Origin of the sequence: Pseudomonas sp. WS 5532 (assembly GCF_012985445.1) — a bacterium.
Classification (GTDB): domain Bacteria; phylum Pseudomonadota; class Gammaproteobacteria; order Pseudomonadales; family Pseudomonadaceae; genus Aquipseudomonas; species Aquipseudomonas edaphica.
Genome location: NZ_JAAQWK010000006.1, coordinates 298,084 through 321,920 on the forward strand (window position 1 = coordinate 298,084; position 23,837 = coordinate 321,920).

Below are 23,837 nucleotides of genomic sequence, written 5' to 3' on the forward strand. Positions count from 1 at the left end.
TCCGATTCTAGTTTTGCATGCCCCCGACTGGTCTTGATCCTAATGAATACAACACCCAAAAACCGCCTGGCCAACCCCGGCTGGTTCCTTGTCAGCCCCTCGGTGGCCATGCTGCTGCTGTGGATGATCGTGCCACTGGGCATGACCCTGTACTTTTCGCTGATCCGCTACAACCTGCTCTACCCTGGCGAAAACCAATTCGTGGGGTTGGAAAACTTCACCTACTTCATCACCGACTCGGGCTTCCTGCCTGGCGCCACCAACACCCTGTTACTGGTGGGCAGCGTGTTGCTGATCAGCGTGGTGTTCGGCGTGTTGATCAGCGCGTTGCTGGAGGCCAGTGAGTTCCTGGGCCGCGGCATCGTGCGGGTGATGCTGATTTCGCCGTTCTTCATCATGCCCACCGTCGGTGCGCTGATCTGGAAGAACCTGATTTTCCACCCGGTGTCGGGGATTCTCGCCGCCGTGTGGAAGCTGTTCGGCGCCGAACCCGTGGACTGGCTGGCGCACTACCCATTGCTGTCGATCATCATCATTGTGTCGTGGCAGTGGCTGCCCTTCGCCATCCTGCTGCTGATGACCGCCATGCAGTCCCTCGACCAGGAACAAAAGGAAGCCGCGCGCCTGGACGGTGCCGGCGCCATCGCGATCTTCTGGCACCTGACCCTGCCCCACCTGGCCCGCCCGATTGCCGTGGTGGTGATGATCGAAACGATCTTTTTGCTCTCGGTCTTCGCCGAAATCTTCACCACCACCAACGGTGGCCCCGGCTACGCCTCGACCAACCTCGCCTACCTGATCTACAACCAGGCGCTGGTGCAGTTCGACGTGGGCATGGCCTCGGCCGGCGGCTTGATTGCCGTGGTCATCGCCAATATCGCGGCGATCATCCTGGTGCGGATGATCGGCAAAAACCTGACTGACAAGCCTTGAGGGCCGCGCCATGACGCTTCAACAATCCCGCCGCCTGCAAAGCCTGCTGCTCGGCACGTTGGCCTGGGCCATCGCAATCCTGATTTTCTTCCCGATCTTCTGGATGGTGCTGACCAGCTTCAAGACCGAAATCGACGCGTTCGCCACGCCGCCGCAGTTCATCTTCACGCCGACGCTGGAGAACTACCTGCACATCAACGAGCGCAGCAACTACTTCGCCTACGCCTGGAACTCGGTGGTGATCTCGTTCAGCGCCACCGCCCTGTGCCTGCTGATCTCGGTGCCGGCCGCCTACTCCATGGCGTTCTATGAAACCAAACGCACCAAGGGCACCTTGCTGTGGATGCTGTCCACCAAAATGCTGCCGCCAGTGGGCGTTTTGATGCCGATCTACCTGCTGGCCAAGAGCCTTGGCCTGCTGGATACGCGCATTGCGCTGATCATCATCTACACCCTGATCAACCTGCCGATTGTGGTGTGGATGGTGTACACCTACTTCAAGGACATCCCCAAGGACATCCTCGAAGCCGCGCGCCTGGACGGCGCCACCCTGTGGCAGGAAATGGTCCGCGTGCTGCTGCCGATCGCCAAGGGCGGCCTGGCCTCTACCGTGCTGCTGTCGCTGATCCTGTGCTGGAACGAGGCGTTCTGGTCGCTGAACCTGACCTCCTCGAATGCCGCGCCGTTGACAGCGCTGATCGCCTCTTACTCCAGCCCCGAAGGTTTGTTCTGGGCCAAATTGTCCGCCGTTTCGACCCTCGCCTGTGCGCCGATCCTGATCTTTGGCTGGATCAGCCAAAAACAGCTGGTGCGTGGCTTGTCCTTCGGCGCAGTTAAATAATAATTCCAAGCGGAGGCCCATCATGGCCAACCTGAAAATCAAGAATTTGCAAAAAGGCTTCGAAGGTTTCTCGATCATCAAGGGCATTGACCTGGAAGTGAACGACAAGGAATTTGTGGTGTTCGTCGGCCCGTCGGGCTGCGGTAAATCCACCCTGCTGCGTTTGATCGCGGGCCTTGAGGAAGTCACCGAAGGCACCATCGAACTCGATGGCCGCGATATCACCGAAGTCACCCCCGCCAAGCGTGACTTGGCCATGGTGTTCCAGACCTACGCGCTGTACCCGCACATGAGCGTGCGCAAGAACATGTCGTTTGCCCTGGACCTGGCCGGCGTCGACAAGAAGCTGGTGGAGAGCAAAGTCAGCGAAGCGGCGCGCATCCTCGAACTCGGCCCGTTGCTGGAGCGCAAGCCCAAGCAGCTTTCCGGCGGCCAGCGTCAGCGCGTGGCAATCGGCCGTGCGATCGTGCGTAACCCAAAGATTTTCCTGTTCGACGAACCGCTGTCCAACCTCGACGCCGCCCTGCGCGTGCAGATGCGCCTGGAACTGGCGCGCCTGCATAAAGAGCTGCAAGCCACCATGATTTACGTGACCCACGACCAGGTCGAGGCCATGACCCTGGCCGACAAGGTGGTGGTACTCAACAGCGGCCGTATCGAGCAGGTCGGCTCGCCGCTGGAGCTGTACCACCAGCCGGCCAACCTGTTTGTGGCGGGCTTTCTGGGCACGCCGAAAATGGGCTTCCTCAAGGGCAAAGTCACCCGTATTGAAAGCCAGGGCTGCGACGTGCAGTTGGACGCCGGCCCCCTGATCAGCCTGCCATTGAGCGGTGCCAGCTTGAGCGTGGGCAGCGCGGTGACCCTGGGGATTCGCCCGGAGCACCTGGAAATTGCCGCGCCTGGGCAAACCACCCTGACCGTCACCGCCGACGTCGGCGAGCGCCTGGGCAGCGACACCTTCTGCCACGTCATCACCGCCAACGGCGAGCCGCTGACCATGCGGATTCGTGGCGACATGGCCAGCCAATACGGCGAAACCCTGCACCTGCACCTGGACCCGGCGCACTGCCATCTGTTCGACACCGATGGCGTGGCCGTGGCTCGTCCACTGCGCGCTGCCGCCTGATTTCGCGAGACTTGTGATGAAACTGAATAAACAGAACCTCACCCAATTGGCGCCGCAAGTAAAAATTCCGGCCTACGCCATTGCGAGCACCTCCCAGGGCATCGCGCATATCGGCGTCGGCGGTTTCCACCGTGCGCATCAGGCGTATTACACCGATGCGCTGATGAATACCGGCGTTGGCCTGGACTGGAGCATCTGCGGCGTCGGCCTGCGCAGCGAGGACCGCAAGGCCCGCGACGACCTGGCCGGCCAGGATTACCTGTTCACCCTGTATGAACTGGGCGACACCGACGACACCGAAGTGCGCGTGATCGGCGCCATCAGCGACATGCTGCTGGCCGAAGACGGCGCCCAGGCGCTGATCGACAAGCTGGCCAGCCCTGAGATTCGGATTGTCTCGCTGACCATCACCGAAGGCGGCTACTGCATCGATGACAGTAACGGCGAGTTCATGGCGCACCTGCCGCAGATCCAGCACGACCTGGCGCACCCTAATGCACCGAAAACCGTGTTCGGGTTTATCTGCGCCGCACTGACCCAACGCCGCACCGCCGGGACCCCGGCGTTTACCGTGATGTCCTGCGATAACCTGCCGCACAACGGCGCCGTCACACGCAAGGCCCTGCTGGCATTTGCCGCCCTGCACAACGCCGAGCTGCATGACTGGATCAAGGCCAACGTGAGCTTCCCGAATGCCATGGTCGACCGCATCACGCCGATGACCAGCACCGCCCACCGCCTGCAACTGCACGATGAGCACGGCATCGACGACGCCTGGCCAGTGGTGTGCGAGCCGTTCGTGCAATGGGTGCTGGAAGACAAATTCGTTAACGGCCGCCCGGCGTGGGAAACCGTCGGTGTGCAGTTCACCGATGACGTCACGCCTTACGAAGAGATGAAGATCGGCCTGCTCAATGGCAGCCACCTGGCCCTTACCTACCTGGGTTTTCTCAAGGGTTATCGGTTTGTGCACGACACCATGAATGACCCGGTGTTTGTGGCCTATATGCGTGCCTACATGGACCTGGACGTCACGCCAAACCTGGCGCCGGTGCCGGGCATCGATTTGACCCAGTACAAGCAGACGCTGGTGGATCGTTTTTCCAACCAGGCGATTGCCGACCAGTTGGAGCGTGTATGTTCCGATGGCTCGTCGAAGTTTCCCAAGTTCACCGTACCGACCATCAATCGCTTGATTGCCGATGGGCGTGAGACTGAGCGCGCGGCGTTGGTTGTCGCCGCCTGGGCGTTGTACCTCAAAGGCGTTGATGAAAACGGCGTGACTTACAAGATCCCCGACCCACGCGCCGAGTTCTGCCAAGGGCTGGTGAGTGACGATGCGCTGATCAGCCAACGCCTGCTGGGTGTGGAAGAGATTTTTGGCAAGGCTATTCCCAACTCGGCTGAGTTTGTGGCAGCGTTTGAGCGGTGCTTTGTCAGCTTGCGCGACAACGGCGTCACCGCAACACTGCAGCAACTGCTGAAAACACCCGATTAAAAATGTGGGAGCTGGCTTGTGTGGGAGCTGGCTTGCCTGCGATAGCATCACCTGGGTTTGACTGATAGACCGAGGTGCTGGCATCGCAGGCAAGCCAGCTCCCACACAGACCAGCGTCCACATTTAATCGGGCTATCAATCCAAGAATAATACTGCTGAGCACTCCTTCATGACCCAGCAAAACCTGTACCTCGGCATCGATTGCGGCACCCAGGGCACCAAAGCCATCGTCCTCGACGCGTCCAGCGGCAAGGTCCTGGGCCTGGGCGCCGCCGCGCATACGCTGATCAGCGGTGCCAATGGCCGTCGCGAACAGCACACCCAGGAATGGCTGGATGCCTTTACCGAAGCCACTCACCGCGCCCTGCAACAGGCTGGCGTGGACGGCCAGGACATTCTCGGCATCGGCGTCTCCGGCCAGCAGCACGGGCTGGTGCTACTGGACGAGCACGGTGAGGTGCTACGCCCGGCCAAACTCTGGTGCGACACCGAAACCGCCCCGGAGAACGACCGCCTGCTGGCGTACCTGGGCGGCGAAAGCGGCTCGCTGGAACGCCTCGGCGTGGCGATTGCGCCGGGCTATACCGTGTCGAAACTGCTGTGGACCCGCGAACAACACCCGGACGTGTTCGCACGCATCGCGCATATCCTGCTGCCCCACGACTACCTCAACTACTGGCTCACCGGCCGCGCCGTGGCGGAATACGGCGATGCGTCGGGCACCGGCTACTTCAACGTGCGCAGCCGCGAGTGGGACGTAGAGCTACTGAAACACATCGACCCGAGCGGGCGCCTGGAAAAAGCCCTGCCCGCGTTGATTGCGGCCGATCAAGCTGTCGGCAGCATCCTGCCGGCCATCGCCGAACGCCTGGGGATCAACCCCAATGCCAAGGTGTCCAGCGGCGGCGGCGACAACATGATGGGCGCCATCGGCACCGGCAATATCGCTCCCGGCGTGATCACCATGAGCCTGGGTTCGTCCGGCACCGTCTACGCATTTGCCGACCAGCCGAATGTCAGCCCGCAAGCCTCGGTCGCGACCTTCTGTTCGTCCAGCGGTGGCTGGCTGCCGTTGATCTGCACCATGAACCTGACCAACGCCACCGGGGTGATTCGCGAGCTGTTCGAGCTTGACCTTGCGACCTTCAACAGCCTGGTTGCGCAAGCGCCGATTGGCGCCGATGGCGTGAGCATGCTGCCGTTCCTCAATGGCGAACGCGTGCCCGCCCTGCCCCACGCCACCGGCAGCCTCCACGGGCTGACCATGACCAACCTGACCCGCGCCAACCTGTGTCGCGCGGTGGTCGAGGGCACCACCTTCGGCCTGCGCTACGGCCTCGACCTGCTGCGCCAGACCGGCCTGCAAAGCCATAGCATCCACCTGATCGGCGGCGGCTCGAAAAGCCCGGTGTGGCGGCAGATGGTCGCCGATATCATGAACACCGAAGTGGTGTGTACCGAACAAAGCGAAGCCGCTGCCCTGGGCGCGGCGATCCAGGCGGCGTGGAGCCAGTCCGGCGACACCCTGGCCAGCCTGTGCGACAAATGTGTGAGTGTCGACCCAAGCAGCCGCACGCTGCCGGTGGCGGCCAATGTCAGTGCCTATCAACAGGCTTACGAGCGCTATCAGCAGCTCGTGGCAACCCTTTAAGAGCGAACGACTATGTATCTGGTGTGTGGCGAAGCGCTGTTCGATTTTTTCAGCGAGGAGGATGCCAGCGGGCAGGCTTCCAGGGTCAATTACAAGGCCATTGCCGGTGGTTCGCCGTTCAACGTGGCCGTCGGTTTGCGCCGCCTGGGCATTGAGTCCGCGCTGTTGGGTGGCGTGTCCAACGACTTCCTTGGCCAGCGCTTGCTGCAAGTGCTCAAGGACGAAGGCGTCAGCCAGCGGTTTCTGCTTGAGTTTGCCGCGCCAACCACCCTGGCGATGGTTGCCGTGGGCGCCAACGGCTCACCGCAATACAGCTTTCGCGGCGAAGGCTGCGCCGATCGGCAATTGACGCTTGAGCATCTGCCGACCTTGGGCGATGAGGTTCGTGGCGTGCATATCGGCTCGTTTTCGCTGGTGGTGCAGCCGATCGGCGACACCCTGCTGAGCCTGGTCAAGCGCGAAAGTGGCAAGCGCCTGATCAGCCTGGACCCCAATGTGCGGCTCAACCCGCAACCGGATATCCAGCTGTGGCGTGAGCGCGTGGCCGAGTTGGTCAAGCATGCCGACCTGATTAAAGTCAGCGATGAAGACCTGCACCTGCTCTACCCCGACCAGTCGCCCGAGAGCGTGCTGCAAGGCTGGTTGCAGCACCGTTGCCAATTGGTGTTCCTCACCCGTGGCGGCGATGGCGCCAGCGTGTTCAGCCGCCAGCACGGCAGTTGGTCGCAACCTGCGGTCAAGGTGGTGATGGCCGATACGGTGGGCGCCGGCGACACCTTCCAGGCCGCGTTGATTGCCTGGTTGACCGAGCAGCAGCTGGATTCCATTGACGGCCTGCAACAGCTGACACGCGCGCAAATCGACAGCATGCTGGGCTTCGCGATCCGCGCCGCCGCGCTGACCTGCAGCAAGACCGGGCCGGACCTGCCATATCGCCAGCAGTTGGGCTGAAGCCTGGGTTTCATGAAGGTTTTGTCAGCCAAGGCAAAATTAATCGATGGTTAATCCCGCAAGCCGAGAGTGAATTCGAACTCACTTGCGGAGCACCACCATGAAACTGCGTACCTTGTTATTCACCGCCACCTTGGCCCTTGCCGCGGTGTCGGGGATGGCCCAGGCCGACACCGCCGCCAAGCCTGTGCAGTATCAATACGGCATGCCCTTGAACGTCGACAAAGTGATCGCCATGCACGAGGAAGACACCGACATGTGCAAGGTAATCAACGCCGATATCAAGTTCGTGGACAAAGCCGGGAAGATCGAAGATGTGGGCTACCGAAAAATGTCCGAAGCCTGCGATTTTCAGAATTGAAACACACCGCATTGGGCCTGGTGTTTACCAGGCCCACAGGTCGTCGGTGAATCACTCTCAAACACTTGGCTGACTAGTAGCCGCGCCCCGCCACTCTTTGCTGAGCAGGCGCTTGAGTGTGCTTGAGGTCTTCGCGCAACCCGCTGATCAGGTTGCAAATGGCTCGACTGCTGTCGAGTTTTTCGGCGTTTATACCTTTGACTTCCAAATCCACCCGGTCACGGTCGCGGTCGTCATACACCTTGATCGTCAACGAGGCGTCTTCGGCTTTGGTACATTCACACCGCTTGGGCAGGAAACTTCCTTCAATAATGCTGCGTAGCTCTAGTTCCGAAAGCATGGCCAACCTCTCCTTTTTTGAGACTGCCAACAGATTTTTAGGTACAGATATTCAGGTACGGTGCAGGCGCGTGCCTGCGGCGTCTTACCGACCCTGGCAGACGCTTTCATTCATCAGCCTACTCGGCAAAATCCATTCTCGTTGTAACCTTTCCTCATAAGCGCCGCGCTGACGTATATAAATCTGTTTACCCCGCGTGGATTATCGTCGAACCGCGCCGATTAAACGTTTATGTACTAAATTGCACCTTGCGCCGCTACTCTCTCTGCAACATGTCGCAAACTATCAAAGTTGATATTGGCCCCTGAGTTAACTGCCACCAAGGTCTGCCCGCGCACGCCGTTTTGGGTGACGTACTTGCGAACGCCCGCCACCGCCAGTGCGCCTGAAGGCTCAGTGATGGAGCGCGTATCGTCGTAGATCAACTTGATGGCGCTGCACAGTTCGTCATTGCTGACGGTGATCACTTCATCGACCCAATCGCGGCAGATCTCAAAGCCATAGGCGCCGATCTGCGCCACCGCGGTGCCATCGGCAAACCCGTCGACACTGGGCAGCACCACCCGCTCACCGGCGCGCAAGGCCGCCAGCAGGCAACTGGAACCCTCGGGTTCGACGCCGACAATGCGCACCTCGGGCCGCAGGTATTTGACATAGGCGGCAATCCCGGCGATCAGGCCGCCGCCGCCCACCGGCACGAAGATCGCGTGCAGCGGGCCTTGCTGCTGGCGCAGTATTTCCATGGCCACTGTGCCTTGGCCGGCGATCACATCGGGGTCATCGAACGGCGAAACAAAGGTGCAACCCGACGTCTCGGCCAACTGCAATGCGTGGGCCAGGGCAAACGGAAAGCTTTCGCCATGCAACACCGCCTCGGCGCCACGGGAGCGCACGCCCAGCACCTTCAATTCCGGCGTGCTGCACGGCATGACGATGCGGGCCTTGATGCCCAGTTCCCGCGCCGCCAATGCCACGCCCTGCGCATGATTACCCGCCGAGGCGGTCACCACCCCACGGGCTTTCTGCTCATCGCCGAGTTGCACCAGCTTGTTGTAGGCGCCACGGATCTTGAAGGAAAACGTCGGCTGCAAATCTTCCCGCTTGAGCAGCACTTGGTTGCCCAATAGCGCCGACAACGCAGGCGCCGATTGCAAGGGCGTGCGCACTGCCACGTCGTAAACCGGGGCGGCGAGGATCTTTTTCACGTAGTGCTCAAGCAGCCCGGTATTGGCGGTTTGCGCGGCGCGGTGGGTACTCATGGGCGTCTCCTGGTGTTGGTGTGCTGCCCAGGAGTCGGAAAAACAAAACCCGCCTCTAGGGCGGGTTTGGGTGCAGCCGTGTGCTATCCCGCCAAATGAGGAATGGCGGTAATAATAATGCTCGACTGGCGGCGCAAGGCTGGAAAGGTCATGCACCGAAATTAACCGGCGGTGACTGGGCAAGTCAATGGCCTGTGGCCATTTAGCGGGTTGGGGTTTACGAGAGATATACGAAACGTATACGCTTTGTATATCCATCTAACACAGTGAAACCCATGGGCATCGTCAAGATTACCGACCAACTGCACGAACAGCTTCGCCTGGCCAGCGCCGCCATGGACCGCTCCATCAATGCCCAGGCCGAGTTCTGGATCAAGATCGGCCTGTTGGCCGAACTCAACCCGCACCTGCCCTACAACGAGCTGATCAACAAGCTGTTACTGGACAAACCCGACCTGATCCGAGGGCGCGGCTGATGATCAAGACACCCGCACAACTGGCCGTGATGCGCGAATCCGGGCGCCTGCTGGCCCAGGTATTCAGCATGCTCGACGGCTTTGTCGCCGCCGGGCGCTCGACCCTGGAGCTGGACAGCGCCGTCGAAGCCTTCATCCGCAACGAGCTCAAAGCCCGGCCGGCGAGTCTTGGGCAATACGACTACCCCTTTTGCATCAACACCTCGATCAACGAAGTGGTGTGTCATGGCATGCCCAGTGCCAAGGATGTGTTGAAAGACGGCGACATCATCAACATCGACATCACCCTGGAAAAAGGCGGTTTTATCGCTGACTCCAGCAAGATGTACATGATTGGCAGCGTGGCGCCCAAGGCCCGGCGCCTGGTGGAACAGACCTTTGAAGCCATGTGGGCCGGCATTCGCCAGGTCCGCCCCGGCGCACGCCTGGGCGATATCGGCCATGCAATCCAGAGCCATGCGCAGGCCAACGGCTACAGCGTGGTGCGTGAGTATTGCGGCCACGGCATCGGCCGGCAGATGCACGAGGAACCCCAAGTGCTGCACTTCGGCCGCCCCGGCACCGGGCTGGAACTGCGCGAAGGCATGGTGTTTACCATCGAGCCGATGCTCAACCAGGGCAGCGCCAAGGTGCGCGACCTCAAGGATGGCTGGACGGTGGTGACCAAGGACAACAGCCTGTCGGCGCAGTGGGAACATACCGTGGCGGTGACGGCGGACGGCTTTGAAGTGCTGACGCTGCAACCGTAAACCTGTGGGAGCTGGCTTGCCTGCGATAGCATCGACTGTGTGTCACCGACACACCGCTTGCACAGGAGCGCTGTTGTGGCAAGCCCGCTCGCCACGAAGGAGTTTGGCCACCTTACCTGTCAGTTCCCACAAACTGCAATGTGTTCACGCGCGGCTGGCGCCGCCTGCGATGCGCTTGAGCCCGAACACCATCAACCCCGCCCCAACGCCCATCGCCACCATCAACAGCGGGTACGACACCCACCACGGCGTGCCCGCCGTCATCATGCTGAACTCCGACATGCCGCCCACGCTGGCGATCAGGTTGAGCGGCAGAAACACCACGTTGATCAACGTCAGCTTGCGCAGCAGGTTGTTCATGCTGTTGTTCATCAGGTTGCCGCGTGCATCGATCAGCCCGGAAAACACGTTGGAGTAGATCTCGGCCTGCTTGTAGCACTGGTGGTTCTCAATGATCAGGTCATCGATCAACCCCAGCACCTCGGCGCTGAAATGCTCCTTTTCCGCGTGGTTGCGCAACCGCGACAACACCGCGCCATTGCTGTGCAGCGCGTTGATGTAATAGATCAGGCTTTCACTGAGGTTAAACATCTGCATCAGGTGCTGGTTGCTCATCGACGCATTGAACTGTTGCTGCAACTCCCGCGCCACCAGCTTGATCACCTTGAGGTGGCCCAGGTAGTGGTGAATGTTGTTAAGCAGCAAGTCGAGCAGCACATCCAGCGGCGTATGCAACGGCCGGCGCGCGCCGAGCCCGGAGAGTGGGGTGTCATCCGTGGCGATCACCAACAGGCGGCCGGGCGAAAACAATAGCCCGCAGGAGGCCACTTCGAACATCAGGCTGCCGCCGCCCGAGTAGTTCTCCGGGCGTTTCCAGATCAGGAACAGGTTATCGGGGTGAAACTCGATGCGTGAGACTTCATCCGGGTCAAGCGCCGAAGCCAGGGCGTGCTCGTCGAGTTTGTGATGGTCGCGCAACCACTCGCGCTCGGCCGCGTCCGGGTTGTTGAACAGCATGATTGCAGCGTCGTCCTTGTCCGCCTTGCACAGTTTTCCGTCGGTCAGTTCAAAGCGCTGAATCATCGCGCGTCACCAGCCCTGGCCCTGGCGTTTCAACTCCAATCTCCGTACAAACTCCTCGAGCACCAGCGCATACAGGTCGTCTTGCAAATAGGCATCTTCGATACCGGCGTCCATATTGGGGTTGTCGTTGACCTCGATCACCACCACTTTGTCGCCGGACTGCTTGAGGTCGACACCGTAGAGGCCGTCGCCGATCAGGTTGGCGGTTTTGACCGCCAGTTCCACCACTGCCTTGGGCGCTTCATGAACCGCCAGGGTGCGGCATTCGCCGTTGATGTCCTGGCCGATAGCCTTGTGGTTATAAATCTGCCAGTGGCCCTTGGACATGAAGTATTGGCAGGCAAAGATCGGCTTGCGGTTGAGCACACCGATGCGCCAGTCGTACTCGGTGTAGAAAAACTCCTGGGCCAGCAGCAGCACAGAGTGTTCGAACAACTCGGCGGTGGCCTTGAGCAGGGCTTCCTGGCTTTCCACCTTGATTACGCCGCGCGAGAAGCAGCCGTCGGGGATCTTCAACACCAGCGGGAAACCCAGGCGCTCGCCGACCCTTTCGAAATCTTGCGGTCGCTCCTTGTAGAGAATCTCGGTGGCGGGCATGCCCAGTTGATGGCTGTTGAGCAGGTCAGTGAGGTAGACCTTGTTGGTACAGCGCAGGATCGATGCCGGGTCGTCCATGACCACCAGGCCTTCGCTTTCGGCTTTTTTGGCGAAGCGATAGGTGTGGTTGTCGACACTGGTGGTCTCGCGGATCAGCAAGGCGTCGTACTCGGCCAGCCGTGAGTAATCCTTACGCTCGATCAGTTCCACATCGATGCCCAGCCCTTTGCCGACCCGCACGAAGTTTTCCAGGGCGCGAGCATTGGACGGCGGCAGTTGCTCCTGCGGGTCATGAAGAATCGCCAGGTCATACCGCGCCAAGCGGCGTGAGCGCGGCTGGCGCCAGATCTTGCGGCTGAAGTTGTCGAGGGCGTGGGCGAACTGGTCTTCCTGGTCATCGCGCAACTTGTGCAAGACCCCGGACTTGACCCCGTCGATGTGCCAGCCATTGTGTTTGCGAAACTCAATTAACAAGATCGGGCACGGGAAGGTTTCAAATAACTGGCGGGCCAATTCTTGCAGCGGCTCTATATTGGTTCGACCAAAATAAAGTGTCAGGGTAAAGCCTTCGGTATTGCTGTAAAGGTGATGACTCAAGGCTTTATCGAGGGTTTTATCCAGGTCATCCAGTGACAAGCCATACAGCGACTTTTTAGTCAGTTCACTGATGGTGCGTACCGACGGAATCACCTTGTGCCCGCGCGCTTCGGCCAACAACGAGCAGTAGTAGCCGTGGCCCAGGTACTTGTAACTGCGGCACAGATTGATCACCTGCACACGCTTGCCCGTCTCGCTTTCACGGGTTTGTTCAAGGTATTCCTGGGCGGTCACGATGTCTTCGCTGGGGAAGTAAGAGGCCCAATCTTCCTTGCGTTCGACAATGATCACCACTTGGCTGGAACCTTTGCTCGCGACCGATAAATAACCGCTGGAAGTTATTGTCGCCGCGACGTTTTGCTCGGATACTTCACGCCAATGACCTTGTACCGCTGACATAATATTTGATCCGCTTTAGAGAACTCGACCTTTTCTATTAAGCACGATCTTTTAGAGAAGTCCCGTTTCGTTACGCAACTTTTACGGCGGTTATATGGCTCTTTCCTTTCGCGTTGCAACCCCTGCTGATGTGCCTGAACTGGTCGCACTGGAACAGCACTGTTTCACCACCGACCGGCTCTCGTTGCGCAGTTTCCAGTGGATGATCAGCCGTGCCCATGGCCAGTTGCTGGTGGCGGAAAATGATGCGCAGTTGCAAGGTTATGCACTGGTGCTGTTCCATCGCGGCACTTCATTGGCGCGCCTGTACTCCATCGCCATCGCCGAGCATGCGCGCGGCATGGGCTTGGGCAAGCAATTGCTGACGCGCATCGAGGCCTGCGCCCTGGAACATGATTGCGCCTATCTGCGCCTGGAAGTACGCACCGACAACCCCGGCGCCCTGGCGCTGTACGAGCGCAACGGCTATCGCCGCTTTGCGCTGATAAATGACTATTACGAAGATCACACCGCCGCTATTCGACTGGAAAAACGCATCCTCCAGCACCAGGTCGCACGCCCCCAGAGCGTGCCGTATTACCAACAGACCACCGACTTCACCTGTGGCGCCGCATGCCTGCTGATGGCCATGGGCGCGTTGCTGCCAGGTCGCGTGGCCGGGCGGCGCGAAGAGCTGCAGATCTGGCGCGAAGCCACCACCGTGTTCATGACCGCAGGCCATGGCGGCTGCAGCCCGCAAGGCTTGGCGTTGGCGGCCTGGCGCCGGGGTTTTCGGGTGCGTATGCAGGTGAATGTGCGCGGGCCGTTGTTTCTGGATGGCGTGCGCGACCAGCACAAAAAGGACGTGATGCGCTTAGTGCATGAGGCGTTTGAAGAGGAATTGGTCGGCAGCGACGTCGAACAGGTATTCGGCGGCGCCCTGGATTTACCGCAGGTATTGCAGGCCGGCGGGCAGCCGCTGGTACTGATCAGCAGCTACCGCCTCACCCGTTCCAAGTCGCCACATTGGGTGATGGTCACCGACTGCGATGAAGAGTTCGTCTACCTGCACGACCCCGACGTGGACCACAGCCAGCATCGCCAATCCCTGGACTGCCAGCATCTGCCGGTCAGCCATGGGGAGTTCGAGCGCATGTGCCGTTTTGGCAATAACAAATTGCGCGCGGCCGTCGTGTTGTTTAAGCCACCTGCTTGACGCCGGCCTTGGCTTCCAGCTCGCGCACCAGCGGCAGGACGCGCTGGCCGAAGTATTCGACCTCTTCCTGAAAATGCAGGAAGCCAGCCAGTATCAGGTCCACGCCCACAGCCTTGAGCGCGACTATGCGCTCGGCGATCTGCTGCGGCGTGCCAATCAGGTTGGTCTTGAAGCCGTCGTTGTATTGCACCAGGTCCTCAAAGCTGGACTTGGCCCAGTTGCCCTCGCCTTCCGGTGAGGCCTTGCCCGCCTGTTTGGCCGCATCGCCAAACGCATTCACCGCTTCGGGGTCGGCCTTGTCGATGATTTCGGCGAGCACGGCGCGGGCTTCTTCTTCGGTGTCGCGGGCGATCACAAACGCGTTTACACCGACTTTCACCGAGTGGTGATTGGCCGCGGCCTTGATGCGGAGATCGTCAACCTGGGCCTTGATACCTTCGGGCGTGTTGCCGTTGGTGAAGTACCAGTCCGACACGCGTGCCGCCATGTCCCGCGCCGCCCGTGAGCTGCCGCCCTGGAACACCTCCGGCTGGCCGAGTGGCTTGGGTTTGAGGCTGTAATTGTTGAAGCGGTAGAAGTCACCCTTGAAAGTGAAATCGTCCTGGCTCCAGATGCCTTTGAGGGCACGGATAAACTCCTCGGAACGGCGATAACGTTCGTCATGTTCCAGCCAGGGTTCGCCAATGGCCTGGAATTCGCCCTTGAACCAACCGCTGACGATATTCACCGCGATGCGCCCATTGGTGAGCTGGTCGATGGTCGCCAGCTGCTTGGCCGCCAGCGCCGGCTGCCAAGGGCCAGGCAGGATCGCGGCGATCACCTTGAGCCTAGTGGTCGCCGCCAGCAACGCATGGCTGAACGCTACAGACTCATGCTGATTGTCGGCACCGTAGCCGGCGGTGAAGCGAATTTGCGTCAGGCCATATTCGAAGCCGGCCGCCTCGGCCAACTGCGCGAGCTTGCGGTTGTAGTCGATGCCCCAGTGCGTGCGCTGTTCGATCTTGCTGACCACCAGCCCACCGCTGACGTTGGGCACCCAATAGGCAAATTTCACGGCTTGCTGACTCATCTGGCAGTACCTCGCACGAAAGAAGGATGTAACCAGGCTTGAGCAGCAAGCGTGCCAGACATCATCAAAGCGCCACCCCACGGGCGTTGCGGCGTATATCGCTGTGGTTTTTGCCAAGCCGGCGAATGTCGCGGATGGCCTTGTTTTGTCGATTTACTGTTGCTGGGGCAACAGCAGTTTGGATCCATCCCCAGTAAATACGGGCTGCGCCGCCCGGCACGGACTGTGCAATCAGCTCACCATTGATCACTGCCCAGGAGCCGTATCCCATGACCGAGCAACATGTCATCAACCCGCTGTCCATCGGCGTCGATTACCCCACACTTGCCGCGCGCTTTCGGCCGATCTTCCAGCGCATCGCCGAAGGTGCCGTGGCACGTGAACAAGCGCGCGCCCTGCCCTATGAGCCGATTGAGTGGCTCAAACACGCAGGGTTCGGCGCGGTGCGGGTGCCGGTGGAATACGGCGGTGGCGGCGCGTCCCTGCCGCAATTGTTTGAGCTGCTGATCGAACTGGCGGCGGCCGACTCCAATGTGCCCCAGGCGCTGCGCGGGCACTTCGCCTTTGCCGAAGACCGCCTGAACGCGCCACCCAGCGCGGGTCGCGACCTGTGGTTCAAGCGGTTTGTCGACGGCGATATCGTCGGTTGCGCCTGGACCGAAATCGGCACTGTGGCCATCGGCGATGTGGTCACTCAGGTCAGCCCGGATGGCGATCACTGGAAGCTCAACGGCGAAAAGTTCTACAGCACCGGGAGCATTTTCTCCGACTGGATCGACGTGTACGCCCAGCGCAGCGACACCGGCGCCGACGTGATCGCCGCCACCCGTACGCACCAGCCCGGCGTGGTGCAACGTGATGACTGGGACGGGTTCGGCCAACGCACCACGGGCAGCGGCACCACACGGTTTACCGATGCGGTGGTTGAGGCTGACAACGTGATCGACTTCGCCACCCGCTTCAAATACCAGACCGCGTTTTACCAGTTGGTGCTGCTGGCAAGCCTGGCCGGTATTGGCCGTGCGGCGCTCAACGACGTGGCGCAGCAGGTGCGCAGCCGCAAACGCATCTACAGCCATGGCAATGCCGCACATGTCAGCCAGGACCCGCAGGTGCAGCAAGTGGTGGGCGAAGTGGCCGCGCTGGTGTATGCCGCCGAGGCCAGTGCGTTGAAAGCTGCGGTGCCGGCGCAACGGGCTTACTTGGCAAGATTTGCCGGGGATGAGGTGGCTGAGCGTGAGGCAAACGTGGCTGCCGAGATTGAATCGGCGACAGCGCAGGTGGTGGTGTCGGAGTTGATTCAGCGGGCTACCAGTGAGCTGTTCAATGCACTGGGGGCGTCGGATGTGCGCCAGGGTAAAGCGCTGGATCGCCATTGGCGCAATGCGCGGACCGTGTCGTCGCATAACCCGGTGATCTACAAGGCGCGGATCGTGGGGGATTGGGTGATCAATGGAACCGAGCCGCCGTTTGTGTGGCAGATCGGGAATGGGCCTGGCAAAGCGTAATTGATCGTTCCCACGCTCTGCGTGGGCATGCATCCTGTGACGCTCCGCGTCACGGCTTCAAGAGCGGGACGCAGAGCGTCCGGGGTGGCATTCCCACGCAGAGCGTGGGAACGATCCTGTGTACCACTCAGAACGCGAGCTTATACCCGATGGTCATCAACATAATCGCCAGACACGGTCGCAACACGCCGTCCGGGACTTTGCCGGTCATGTGGCTGCCCAGGTAAATCCCCGGCAACGACCCCATCAGCAAAAAGCCCAGCAAGTGCCAGTCCATATTGCCCATGCTGGCATGCCCCAGGCCCGCCACCAGGGTCAGCGGCACGGCGTGGGCGATCTCGGTGCCGACCAGACGCCGCGTGGCCAGGAACGGATACAAGATAAACAACGCCACAGTCCCGAGGGCACCCGCGCCGATAGAGGTCAACGCAACCATGGTGCCCAGGATCGCGCCGGTGACGACTGTGAGTGCGTTGAGGTTGCGCGGGCTCATGTGGTAATCATCGCCCGCATGCCGCTGGGCGAACGCCAACAGGCTTTTCTTGAACAGGATTGCCAGCGCCGTCAGCAGCAGCACAAAGCCCAGCGCCTGCTTGATCACCGCATTCATCGCGCTGGGATCAGTGTGCAGGCTGGCCAGGAACCACAGCGTCAAAAGCACCGCCGGCACGCTGCCCAAGGTCAGCCAGCCAGTGATGGTCCAGTCGATATTGCGGTTTTTGCTGTGTACCAGCACCCCACCGGACTTGGTGATGGCGGCGTATAACAAGTCAGTGCCCACGGCGGTGGCCGGGTTGATGCCGAACCACAACAGGATCGGCGTCATCAGGGACCCGCCGCCAACACCGGTCATGCCGACGATAAAACCAACGATCAGGCCAGCGACTACAAAACCAAAATTGCCCACATCCATTACAACTACCCGCGGCCTTATAAAATTCTGGCCGCAGGATAGCGATTTTTCTTATAACGACTTATATCAATATGATCTGACTTTATGCTTTTTCTGTCAGACGATGGCAGACATAGGCCTGGGTCTGATACGGAAACGCCACAGTGTCACGCCCGCGCAGCGCCGGGTGAGTGTTGATCAGCCCGCGTAATTGCTCGGTCACCGTGGCCTTTTGCGCGGCCGGTAGCGCCGCGATAAAGCTCACAGACAGAAAGCGATCCATGATCACTTCCTGGGGGCTGCCCACATGCTGATAGGCAAAACAGCTCATTTGCGGCGCGGAAAAATACCCACCGGTGAAGGCTTCGCGCCAATGCCCTGTATGAAAACGCGGCGTGTCGCCTTCATAGGGCGTAATGATTTCGGTGATGGCCGCAACCCAGTCCACCGACTCATCGCGCACATTCCACACCAGCCCAAGGCGCCCGTCAGGCTTGAGCACGCGGTGGATCTCTGCCAGTGCGGCCTCGGTTGCGAACCAGTGGAAGGCTTGCGCGCACACCAGCGCATCGGCGCTGGCCTCCGGCAAAGGGATAGCGTCAGCGGTGCCGCTGAGCAGGCGTACATCCGGCAACAGTTTGCTCAGTTGCGCGCCCATGGCCTCGACCGGCTCGACGGCAATCAGGCTGGGCGCCAGGGTGCTGAGCAAACGGGTGAACTTGCCGGTGCCGGCCCCCAGGTCGATCACGGTCGACTGTGCGTTGATACCCAGTGTATCGGTCAGCCAGCCGGTGAGTTGGCGTGGGTAGTCCGGTCGACCTTGGGCGTAGGTGGCGGCCTGGGTCGAGAAACCTTGTTGAGCAGACGTGTGAACACCAGTCATTGCGAGTTTCTCCTCGGGGGCGGGCGCACAGTGTGCGCCCTCTGAGGTTTATTTTCTAACCCGTGCATCCAATCGTGCGCCTCGCGTGTAGTCCTTGCAGTCACCCCGCTGTTTTACTCAAATGGAGCACTACCCATGAACGCTAAAACACTGTTCTGCCTCGCGGCTGCACTCACCGTCGCGCCTGCGGCTTTCGCCCAGACCGGCTTGCCGGACAGCATCAAGGTGCCGGACGGGCACAAGATTGCGATGGAAACCACCGGGGTCGGCGAAATCACCTACGAATGCCGCGACAAAGCCAACGCCGTCGGCCAGACCGAATGGTTCTTTGTCGGCCCCAAAGCCGTGTTGAATGATCGCAGCGGCAAGCCGGTGGGCAACTACTTCGGCCCGCCCGCCACCTGGCAGGCCCAGGATGGCTCGAAAATCACCGGCACCCAACTGGCGGTAGCGCCTTCGAGTGCAGGCAACCTGCCCTATCAACTGGTCAAGGCCAACCCGGCCGAAGGTAAAGGTGCCATGAGTGGCGTCAGTTACATCCAGCGTGTCGCCCTTAAAGGCGGCGTGGCGCCGAGCAGCGAATGCACGGCGGCGAACAAAGGCCAGCAGGCCGTGGTGAAGTACCAGGCCGACTACATTTTCTGGGCAGCCAACTGAGTAAACTCGGCTACGCTGCCTGTGGCGAGTGCGCTCGCCACAGGACTCAGCCCTTTAAGGATGCCGTGTTTGTTTGATTACGAAACCTGCCTGGCGGCGTGTGCCCGTGGCGACCAACGCGCCTTGCGCCAACTCTATGCCGAGGACAGCAGCCGCTTGCTCGGCGTGGCGTTGCGCATTGTGCGTGACAAAGCCCTGGCCGAAGATGTCGTGCATGACGCGTTTATCAAGGTCTGGCGCGGCGCCGGCAGTTTCGACCCAAGCCGTGGTTCGGCGCGGGGCTGGGTGTTCAGCATCACCCGGCACCTGGCGCTCAATGCCGTGCGCAATCACTCCCGGGAGGTGGCATTGGGCGACGAACACGAGCAGCTCGCCGCCCCCAATGACAGCTTCGAATTCAACGCCCGAGAAGGTCAGGTGTACCGCTGCCTGGAACAACTCGACCCGACCCGTCGCACGTGCATCCTTCACGCCTATGTCGACGGTTATTCCCACAGCGAAATCGCCCGGAAACTGGACACGCCCCTGGGCACTGTCAAAGCCTGGATCAAACGGAGCCTCGTCGCGCTGCGCGAGTGCATGGCATGAGCAACCCACTGGATGAACTCGCCAGCGAATACGTGCTGGGCACCCTGCCCGCCGAGCAACGCGCCGAGGTCGAGCAACGCCTGAAGCATGACATCGAGCTGCGTGCGGCGGTGGATGCCTGGGAGCAGCGCCTGCTGCCGCTGACCGCCTTGGCCGAACCCGTGCCGCCGTCCGCGCAACTGTGGCGGCGCATCGAACGCAGCACGGCAAATCAGCCAGCCGGCGTGCCGTGGTGGAACCTGCTGGCGTTCTGGCGTGGGTTGGCCGGCGCAGGCTTGGTGACCACACTGGTGTTGGCGGCCCTGCTGTTGACCCGCCCGCCCGTAGCCGACCCGACGTTTGTGGTGGTGTTGGTTGCGCCACAGAACCAGGCACCCGGCTGGGTGATCCAGGCCAGCCATGACCAGCAGATCCAACTGATTCCGTTGGGGATGATGGAGGTTCCGAGCGACAAAGCCCTGCAATTCTGGACCAAGGGCGATGGCTGGCAGGCTCCGGTGTCATTGGGGCTGGTCAAGCCTGGGCAAACGCTCTCGGTGCCGCTGGACAAGCTGCCGCCGCTCACGCCCAACCAGCTGTTCGAGCTGACCCTGGAAGACCCTCGCGGTTCACCGACCGGCAAGCCGACCGGGCCGATCCAGGCCATCGGCCGCGCGGTCAAAGTGCTCTGATCAACCTGCGCTGGGCAACCACACCCTGAACCGTGCCCCGCCCAGGGGCGACGCCAGGGCCGTCAATGTGCCGCCCTGGGCTTCCATGGCGCGCCGGCTGATCGCCAGGCCAAGGCCAAAGCCGCCAGTGGCGCGGTCGCGGCTGCGGTCCAGGCGATAGAAGGGTTCGAAGATACGCTCGCGCTGTTCCACGGGAATGCCGATGCCGTCATCGTCCACCCATATTTCACAGCCATCGGCACACACCTTGACCCCAACCTGAATGCGCTTGTCGCAATAGCGCGTGGCATTGCGCAACAGGTTCTGCAATGCCCGGGCCGTGAGGCGCGGGTCGAGGCTGAAACGCTCCACCGCGCAGTCAAGCGCCACGTCGATGACGATCTCGGGGTTTTCCAGTTCGTCATCGACGCTGCCCAGCACGCTGTCGATAAACTCGTCGAGCACCACGTCCACCCGCTCCGGCAACTGCGCCGGGTTTTGCAGGCGGCTGTAGGAAAGCAATTCCAGCACCAGCTCGTCCAGCTCGCGTATATGCGCCACCAGGCTTTGCAGGCGCTCGCGGCTGGCCTGGGGCAAGTCTTCGGACAGCGCCAGGGCCAGGCCGAAGTCCAGGCGCGTCAGCGGCGTGCGCAGTTCATGGGACACCGCGTTGAGCAAGTCGCGCTGCTGGTTGAGCAGGCCTTCGATGTCGTCGGCCATGGTGTCGAAAACCGACGCCAGGCTGCCGATGTTGGAGCTGGCGGGAATCTGCGTTCGCTCGCTGAGGTTGCCCCGACCCAGTTGCGCGGCGGTGCTTTTCAGGCGCTCCAGGTCACGCCAGTGCGGGCGCAGCCAGAACAGCAGGCAGGCGAGCAAGGCCGCGCCAATCAGCACGTTCATCGACCAGTACAGCAGGTTCATGTCCAGCGGGTCCGGGGGGATGCTCAGTTTCACCGCAAACTGCTGGTTGATCGGCGAACTGATGTCTTCCATCCAGCCCCACTCGCCCAGGCGGATCACCGGCTTGCCGTGCTCCAGCAGTTGCTCCTCCTCGGGGGTATAGCTGGCGTCCTGGCGCAGCAGCAACTTGACTTGCAGCGGTGCGAAATCCCGGTTCAGTTGCTCGGTCACGTGCGACCAATGCTCCACCGGCGCACGCAGATACTGCTTGACGATAAGCTTTTGCAGGCCACGGGTCTGCTCGATGTTGTAGTCCATGTAGCGGTGTTCAAACAGCTGGATCACCAACTTGGGAATCAGGAATATCGCGGCACTGAAGGTAATGATGGTGACCAGGTAGAGGCGCAGCAGTACACGAAACATGGATCAGCATTCCCACTCGGAACGGCTGAACAGGTAGCCCTTGCCCCATACGGTCTTGATCTTGCGCGCTTCGCCTGCGTGGTCGTCGAACTTGCGGCGCAGCTTGGAGATGGCCACGTCCACCGAACGGTCGGTGCCGTTGAACTCGATACCGCGCAAACGTTGCAGGATCTGGTCGCGGCTGAGCACTTCACCGGCGTGCCGGGCCAGCACCACCAGCAGGTTGTACTCACCGCTGGACAGCTCCACCGCCTGCTCGCGCCAGGTCACGGTGCGCTCCGACAGGTCGATGCACAGGTTGCCCATGACGATCTGGTCGTTGGCCACCTGTGGCTCGGACAAACTGCTGCGGCGCAGCAAGGTGCGCACACGGGCGAGCAGCACACGTGGCTCGCAAGGCTTGGTGACATAATCGTCGGCGCCCATCTCCAGGCCCAGCACCTGATCGTGGCTGTCATCGCGGGCGGTGAGCATCAGAATCGGCAGGCCCGCCGAGTCGGCACGCAGCAGGCGGCACACCTGCAAGCCGTCGAGACCGGGCAGCATCAGGTCGAGGATCACCAGGTCCGGCGGGTTAAGGCGCGCCCGTTCACGCACATGGTCGCCACGGCTGAGCACATTGACGTGGTAGCCATTGCGTTCCAGGTAGCTGGCAATCAGCTCGGAGAGTGCGGCGTCGTCTTCCACCAGGAGGATGTTGGGCATGGTGTTTCCAAATAATACTGTTTGTCGGCGGTACGCAGACCCTTGTGGGAGCGGGCCTGTGTGGGAGCTGGCTTGTGTGGGAGCTGGCTTGCCTGCGATAGCATCGCCTCGTTCTCTATGAAAGACCGAGGTGCCTGCATCGCGGGCAAGCCCGGCTCCCACATAAGCCCGGCTCCCACACAGGCCCGGTTTTCACATTTGATCTTTGCTGTTTGCAGGATTGTGCAAGGATATACGCCCTCAAGCGACTATGGGCCGCACCTTACACTTCTTCACACACGGCCTACACAGCTTCACAGCACCACGGCGCAGGTGTCTTTAGGATGCGCCAGTCAATATTGGGATATGAGCATGTCGAAGAATCTGTTTGCGCCATTTTGCCTGCTGGCCCTGACGCTGGCCCTGAGTGGCTGTGGCCAGTCGGCCGATGAAGCGCCAGAGGCGCCACTGGCCAAAGTGCGCATCGAAACCCTGCAGGCCAAGCCTCTCTCGATCACCAGCGAATTGAGCGGGCGTATCGCCGCGCCGCGCATTGCCGAAGTGCGCGCACGGGTCGCCGGCGTGGTCATGCAGCGGGTGTTCAAGGAAGGCCACGACGTAAAACAGGGTGACGTGCTGTTTCGCATCGACCCCGCGCCGTTCAAGGCCGACCTGGACAGCGCCCAGGCCAACCTGAGCAAGGCCGAAGCCAACGCATTCCAGGCGCGCCTGCAGGAGCAGCGCTACAGCCAGTTGGTCGAAGGCAACGCCATCAGCGGCCAGGACTACGACAACGCCCGCGCCGCCGTGCGCCAGACCAACGCCGAAGTCGCCGCCAACAAGGCCGCAGTCGAACGCGCGCGGTTGAACCTGGGCTACGCCACCGTCACCGCACCGATTTCCGGGCGCATCGGCCGTGCGTTGGTGACCGAAGGTGCGCTGGTCGGCCAGAACGAGGCCACGCCGCTGGCAATTATCCAGCAACTGGACCCGATCCACGCCGACCTCACCCAGTCGACCCGCGAACTCAATGACCTGCGCCGCGCCTTCCGCGCCGGCAGCTTGAAGCAGGTCGGCCAGGACCAGGCCAAGGCCACGCTGATCCAGGACGACGGCAGCCTGTACCCGTTGCCAGGCAAGTTGCTGTTTGCGGAAATCAGCGTCGACCCGGGCACCGGGCAGATCATCCTGCGCAGCGAGTTCCCCAACCCGGACCTCGACCTGTTGCCGGGCAGCTTTGTGCGCGTGCGCCTCGAACAGGCCGTGGACAAGCAAGGTATCAGCGTGCCGCAACGCGCCATCACCCGTGACAGCGCCGGCATCCCGATGGTGCTGCTGTTGGATGCCGAACAGACCGTCAGCCAGCAGCCGGTAGAACTGGGCGCGGTGATTGAAGACCGCTGGATCGTCAGCAGCGGCCTCAAGCCCGGTGACCGCATCGTCGTCGAAGGCCTGCAACACGCGCGCCCCGGTGAAAAAGTCGAGGTGGATGACAGCCCCGCCTCCGGCCAGCCAGTCAAGGAATAA

General features: G+C 61.2%; 24 protein-coding genes. 15 read left to right on the forward strand and 9 right to left on the reverse strand.

Annotation, left to right across the window (positions count from 1 at the left end; all coding sequences use genetic code 11):
• The first annotated feature begins 42 nt into the window (after positions 1-42).
• From HBO23_RS13430 to HBO23_RS13460, 7 genes are all read left to right on the forward strand, one after another.
• Positions 43-933, forward strand: a complete 891-nt coding sequence (locus HBO23_RS13430) for a sugar ABC transporter permease (RefSeq protein ID WP_017135054.1) — start codon at positions 43-45, stop codon at positions 931-933.
• Between the two features lie 10 nt (positions 934-943).
• Positions 944-1,774 (forward strand): carbohydrate ABC transporter permease, encoded by an 831-nt coding sequence (locus HBO23_RS13435; protein WP_056859282.1) that lies wholly within the window; start codon positions 944-946, stop codon positions 1,772-1,774.
• 22 nt (positions 1,775-1,796) lie between these two features.
• The gene (gene ugpC, locus HBO23_RS13440; RefSeq protein WP_170038435.1) at positions 1,797-2,900 is read left to right on the forward strand and encodes a sn-glycerol-3-phosphate ABC transporter ATP-binding protein UgpC; all 1,104 of its coding nucleotides are present in this window, start codon (positions 1,797-1,799) and stop codon (positions 2,898-2,900) included.
• Between the two features lie 16 nt (positions 2,901-2,916).
• Positions 2,917-4,398: a mannitol dehydrogenase family protein gene (locus tag HBO23_RS13445; protein ID WP_026013524.1), complete on the forward strand. Its 1,482-nt coding sequence runs from the start codon at positions 2,917-2,919 to the stop codon at positions 4,396-4,398.
• Between the two features lie 169 nt (positions 4,399-4,567).
• Positions 4,568-6,049: a xylulokinase gene (gene xylB / locus HBO23_RS13450; RefSeq protein WP_170038437.1), complete on the forward strand. Its 1,482-nt coding sequence runs from the start codon at positions 4,568-4,570 to the stop codon at positions 6,047-6,049.
• A gap of 12 nt (positions 6,050-6,061) precedes the next feature.
• Complete coding sequence (locus tag HBO23_RS13455) at positions 6,062-7,000, forward strand: carbohydrate kinase (RefSeq protein ID WP_170038439.1); 939 nt, start codon at positions 6,062-6,064, stop codon at positions 6,998-7,000.
• A gap of 100 nt (positions 7,001-7,100) precedes the next feature.
• Positions 7,101-7,361, forward strand: a complete 261-nt coding sequence (locus tag HBO23_RS13460) for a DUF2790 domain-containing protein (protein ID WP_017135048.1) — start codon at positions 7,101-7,103, stop codon at positions 7,359-7,361.
• Positions 7,362-7,434: 73 nt separating this feature from the next.
• Here the strand turns inward: HBO23_RS13460 and HBO23_RS13465 are convergent, their stop codons facing one another.
• Together HBO23_RS13465 and ilvA are read right to left on the reverse strand one after the other, a co-directional pair.
• The gene (locus tag HBO23_RS13465) at positions 7,435-7,701 is read right to left on the reverse strand and encodes a DUF1652 domain-containing protein (RefSeq protein ID WP_017135047.1); all 267 of its coding nucleotides are present in this window, start codon (positions 7,699-7,701) and stop codon (positions 7,435-7,437) included.
• A gap of 236 nt (positions 7,702-7,937) precedes the next feature.
• Complete coding sequence (gene ilvA, locus HBO23_RS13470) at positions 7,938-8,960, reverse strand: threonine ammonia-lyase, biosynthetic (RefSeq protein ID WP_170038441.1); 1,023 nt, start codon at positions 8,958-8,960, stop codon at positions 7,938-7,940.
• A gap of 275 nt (positions 8,961-9,235) precedes the next feature.
• On the opposite strand from ilvA, the gene HBO23_RS13475 reads away from it, so the two are divergent.
• Both HBO23_RS13475 and map read left to right on the forward strand, forming a co-directional pair.
• The gene (locus HBO23_RS13475) at positions 9,236-9,436 is read left to right on the forward strand and encodes a ParD-like family protein (RefSeq protein ID WP_017135045.1); all 201 of its coding nucleotides are present in this window, start codon (positions 9,236-9,238) and stop codon (positions 9,434-9,436) included.
• Positions 9,436-10,185, forward strand: coding sequence for a type I methionyl aminopeptidase (map, locus tag HBO23_RS13480; RefSeq protein ID WP_017135044.1), 750 nt, complete (start codon positions 9,436-9,438; stop codon positions 10,183-10,185). The genes HBO23_RS13475 and map overlap by 1 nt, the downstream gene beginning before the upstream one ends.
• A gap of 144 nt (positions 10,186-10,329) precedes the next feature.
• Here map and HBO23_RS13485 read toward each other — a convergent pair whose 3' ends face one another.
• Entirely contained in the window at positions 10,330-11,268 is a 939-nt protein-coding gene (locus tag HBO23_RS13485; protein WP_170038443.1) for a magnesium transporter CorA family protein, read from the reverse strand.
• A gap of 6 nt (positions 11,269-11,274) precedes the next feature.
• Positions 11,275-12,861: a RimK family protein gene (locus HBO23_RS13490; RefSeq protein WP_186354699.1), complete on the reverse strand. Its 1,587-nt coding sequence runs from the start codon at positions 12,859-12,861 to the stop codon at positions 11,275-11,277.
• Positions 12,862-12,955: 94 nt separating this feature from the next.
• Here HBO23_RS13490 and HBO23_RS13495 point away from each other — a divergent pair, with 94 nt between their 5' ends.
• A complete protein-coding gene (locus HBO23_RS13495; protein ID WP_099548250.1) occupies positions 12,956-14,056 on the forward strand; it encodes a GNAT family N-acetyltransferase/peptidase C39 family protein in 1,101 nt (366 codons plus the stop codon).
• On the opposite strand, the gene sfnG is transcribed toward HBO23_RS13495, so the two are convergent.
• Positions 14,040-15,125, reverse strand: a complete 1,086-nt coding sequence (sfnG, locus tag HBO23_RS13500; RefSeq protein ID WP_099548248.1) for a dimethylsulfone monooxygenase SfnG — start codon at positions 15,123-15,125, stop codon at positions 14,040-14,042. The genes HBO23_RS13495 and sfnG overlap by 17 nt on opposite strands.
• Positions 15,126-15,394: 269 nt before the next feature.
• On the opposite strand from sfnG, the gene HBO23_RS13505 reads away from it, so the two are divergent.
• Positions 15,395-16,633, forward strand: a complete 1,239-nt coding sequence (locus tag HBO23_RS13505; protein WP_138453614.1) for an acyl-CoA dehydrogenase family protein — start codon at positions 15,395-15,397, stop codon at positions 16,631-16,633.
• Between the two features lie 127 nt (positions 16,634-16,760).
• Here the strand turns inward: HBO23_RS13505 and HBO23_RS13510 are convergent, their stop codons facing one another.
• Together HBO23_RS13510 and HBO23_RS13515 are read right to left on the reverse strand one after the other, a co-directional pair.
• A complete protein-coding gene (locus HBO23_RS13510; RefSeq protein ID WP_017135039.1) occupies positions 16,761-17,546 on the reverse strand; it encodes a sulfite exporter TauE/SafE family protein in 786 nt (261 codons plus the stop codon).
• An 82-nt stretch (positions 17,547-17,628) separates the two neighbouring features.
• Positions 17,629-18,408 (reverse strand): class I SAM-dependent methyltransferase, encoded by a 780-nt coding sequence (locus HBO23_RS13515; RefSeq protein ID WP_017135038.1) that lies wholly within the window; start codon positions 18,406-18,408, stop codon positions 17,629-17,631.
• 135 nt (positions 18,409-18,543) lie between these two features.
• Here HBO23_RS13515 and HBO23_RS13520 point away from each other — a divergent pair, with 135 nt between their 5' ends.
• From HBO23_RS13520 to HBO23_RS13530, 3 genes are read left to right on the forward strand one after another with little or no spacing between them, the layout of a single operon-like run.
• Positions 18,544-19,065, forward strand: a complete 522-nt coding sequence (locus HBO23_RS13520) for a DUF3455 domain-containing protein (protein ID WP_017135037.1) — start codon at positions 18,544-18,546, stop codon at positions 19,063-19,065.
• Positions 19,066-19,125: 60 nt separating this feature from the next.
• Positions 19,126-19,653 carry a sigma-70 family RNA polymerase sigma factor gene (locus HBO23_RS13525; RefSeq protein WP_170038445.1) on the forward strand — a complete coding sequence of 176 codons (528 nt, stop codon included), beginning with the start codon at positions 19,126-19,128 and terminating at the stop codon, positions 19,651-19,653.
• Positions 19,650-20,324 carry an anti-sigma factor gene (locus HBO23_RS13530; protein WP_170038447.1) on the forward strand — a complete coding sequence of 225 codons (675 nt, stop codon included), beginning with the start codon at positions 19,650-19,652 and terminating at the stop codon, positions 20,322-20,324. The genes HBO23_RS13525 and HBO23_RS13530 overlap by 4 nt, the downstream gene beginning before the upstream one ends.
• Here the strand turns inward: HBO23_RS13530 and HBO23_RS13535 are convergent, their stop codons facing one another.
• Positions 20,325-21,626 carry an ATP-binding protein gene (locus HBO23_RS13535; RefSeq protein WP_099548239.1) on the reverse strand — a complete coding sequence of 434 codons (1,302 nt, stop codon included), beginning with the start codon at positions 21,624-21,626 and terminating at the stop codon, positions 20,325-20,327.
• Positions 21,627-21,629: 3 nt separating this feature from the next.
• A complete protein-coding gene (locus tag HBO23_RS13540) occupies positions 21,630-22,331 on the reverse strand; it encodes a response regulator transcription factor (protein ID WP_017135033.1) in 702 nt (233 codons plus the stop codon).
• Positions 22,332-22,682: 351 nt separating this feature from the next.
• Here HBO23_RS13540 and HBO23_RS13545 point away from each other — a divergent pair, with 351 nt between their 5' ends.
• Positions 22,683-23,837: an efflux RND transporter periplasmic adaptor subunit gene (locus HBO23_RS13545; protein ID WP_026013522.1), complete on the forward strand. Its 1,155-nt coding sequence runs from the start codon at positions 22,683-22,685 to the stop codon at positions 23,835-23,837.

Excerpts from the sequence above, each read along its gene's own strand:
- HBO23_RS13485 (WP_170038443.1), bottom strand. The coding sequence starts at position 11,268 with ATGATTCAGCGCTTTGAACTGACCGACGGAAAACTGTGCAAGGCGGAC.
- HBO23_RS13475 (WP_017135045.1), top strand. The coding sequence starts at position 9,236 with ATGGGCATCGTCAAGATTACCGACCAACTGCACGAACAGCTTCGCCTG.
- map (WP_017135044.1), top strand. The coding sequence starts at position 9,436 with ATGATCAAGACACCCGCACAACTGGCCGTGATGCGCGAATCCGGGCGC.
- HBO23_RS13455 (WP_170038439.1), top strand. The coding sequence starts at position 6,062 with ATGTATCTGGTGTGTGGCGAAGCGCTGTTCGATTTTTTCAGCGAGGAG.
- HBO23_RS13535 (WP_099548239.1), bottom strand. The coding sequence starts at position 21,626 with ATGTTTCGTGTACTGCTGCGCCTCTACCTGGTCACCATCATTACCTTC.
- HBO23_RS13445 (WP_026013524.1), top strand. The coding sequence starts at position 2,917 with ATGAAACTGAATAAACAGAACCTCACCCAATTGGCGCCGCAAGTAAAA.
- HBO23_RS13430 (WP_017135054.1), top strand. The coding sequence starts at position 43 with ATGAATACAACACCCAAAAACCGCCTGGCCAACCCCGGCTGGTTCCTT.
- HBO23_RS13460 (WP_017135048.1), top strand. The coding sequence starts at position 7,101 with ATGAAACTGCGTACCTTGTTATTCACCGCCACCTTGGCCCTTGCCGCG.
- HBO23_RS13490 (WP_186354699.1), bottom strand. The coding sequence starts at position 12,861 with ATGTCAGCGGTACAAGGTCATTGGCGTGAAGTATCCGAGCAAAACGTC.
- HBO23_RS13510 (WP_017135039.1), bottom strand. The coding sequence starts at position 17,546 with ATGGATGTGGGCAATTTTGGTTTTGTAGTCGCTGGCCTGATCGTTGGT.
- HBO23_RS13465 (WP_017135047.1), bottom strand. The coding sequence starts at position 7,701 with ATGCTTTCGGAACTAGAGCTACGCAGCATTATTGAAGGAAGTTTCCTG.
- xylB (WP_170038437.1), top strand. The coding sequence starts at position 4,568 with ATGACCCAGCAAAACCTGTACCTCGGCATCGATTGCGGCACCCAGGGC.
- ugpC (WP_170038435.1), top strand. The coding sequence starts at position 1,797 with ATGGCCAACCTGAAAATCAAGAATTTGCAAAAAGGCTTCGAAGGTTTC.
- HBO23_RS13520 (WP_017135037.1), top strand. The coding sequence starts at position 18,544 with ATGAACGCTAAAACACTGTTCTGCCTCGCGGCTGCACTCACCGTCGCG.
- HBO23_RS13435 (WP_056859282.1), top strand. The coding sequence starts at position 944 with ATGACGCTTCAACAATCCCGCCGCCTGCAAAGCCTGCTGCTCGGCACG.
- HBO23_RS13495 (WP_099548250.1), top strand. The coding sequence starts at position 12,956 with ATGGCTCTTTCCTTTCGCGTTGCAACCCCTGCTGATGTGCCTGAACTG.
- HBO23_RS13525 (WP_170038445.1), top strand. The coding sequence starts at position 19,126 with ATGCCGTGTTTGTTTGATTACGAAACCTGCCTGGCGGCGTGTGCCCGT.
- ilvA (WP_170038441.1), bottom strand. The coding sequence starts at position 8,960 with ATGAGTACCCACCGCGCCGCGCAAACCGCCAATACCGGGCTGCTTGAG.
- HBO23_RS13505 (WP_138453614.1), top strand. The coding sequence starts at position 15,395 with ATGACCGAGCAACATGTCATCAACCCGCTGTCCATCGGCGTCGATTAC.
- HBO23_RS13530 (WP_170038447.1), top strand. The coding sequence starts at position 19,650 with ATGAGCAACCCACTGGATGAACTCGCCAGCGAATACGTGCTGGGCACC.
- HBO23_RS13515 (WP_017135038.1), bottom strand. The coding sequence starts at position 18,408 with ATGACTGGTGTTCACACGTCTGCTCAACAAGGTTTCTCGACCCAGGCC.
- HBO23_RS13540 (WP_017135033.1), bottom strand. The coding sequence starts at position 22,331 with ATGCCCAACATCCTCCTGGTGGAAGACGACGCCGCACTCTCCGAGCTG.
- HBO23_RS13545 (WP_026013522.1), top strand. The coding sequence starts at position 22,683 with ATGTCGAAGAATCTGTTTGCGCCATTTTGCCTGCTGGCCCTGACGCTG.
- sfnG (WP_099548248.1), bottom strand. The coding sequence starts at position 15,125 with ATGAGTCAGCAAGCCGTGAAATTTGCCTATTGGGTGCCCAACGTCAGC.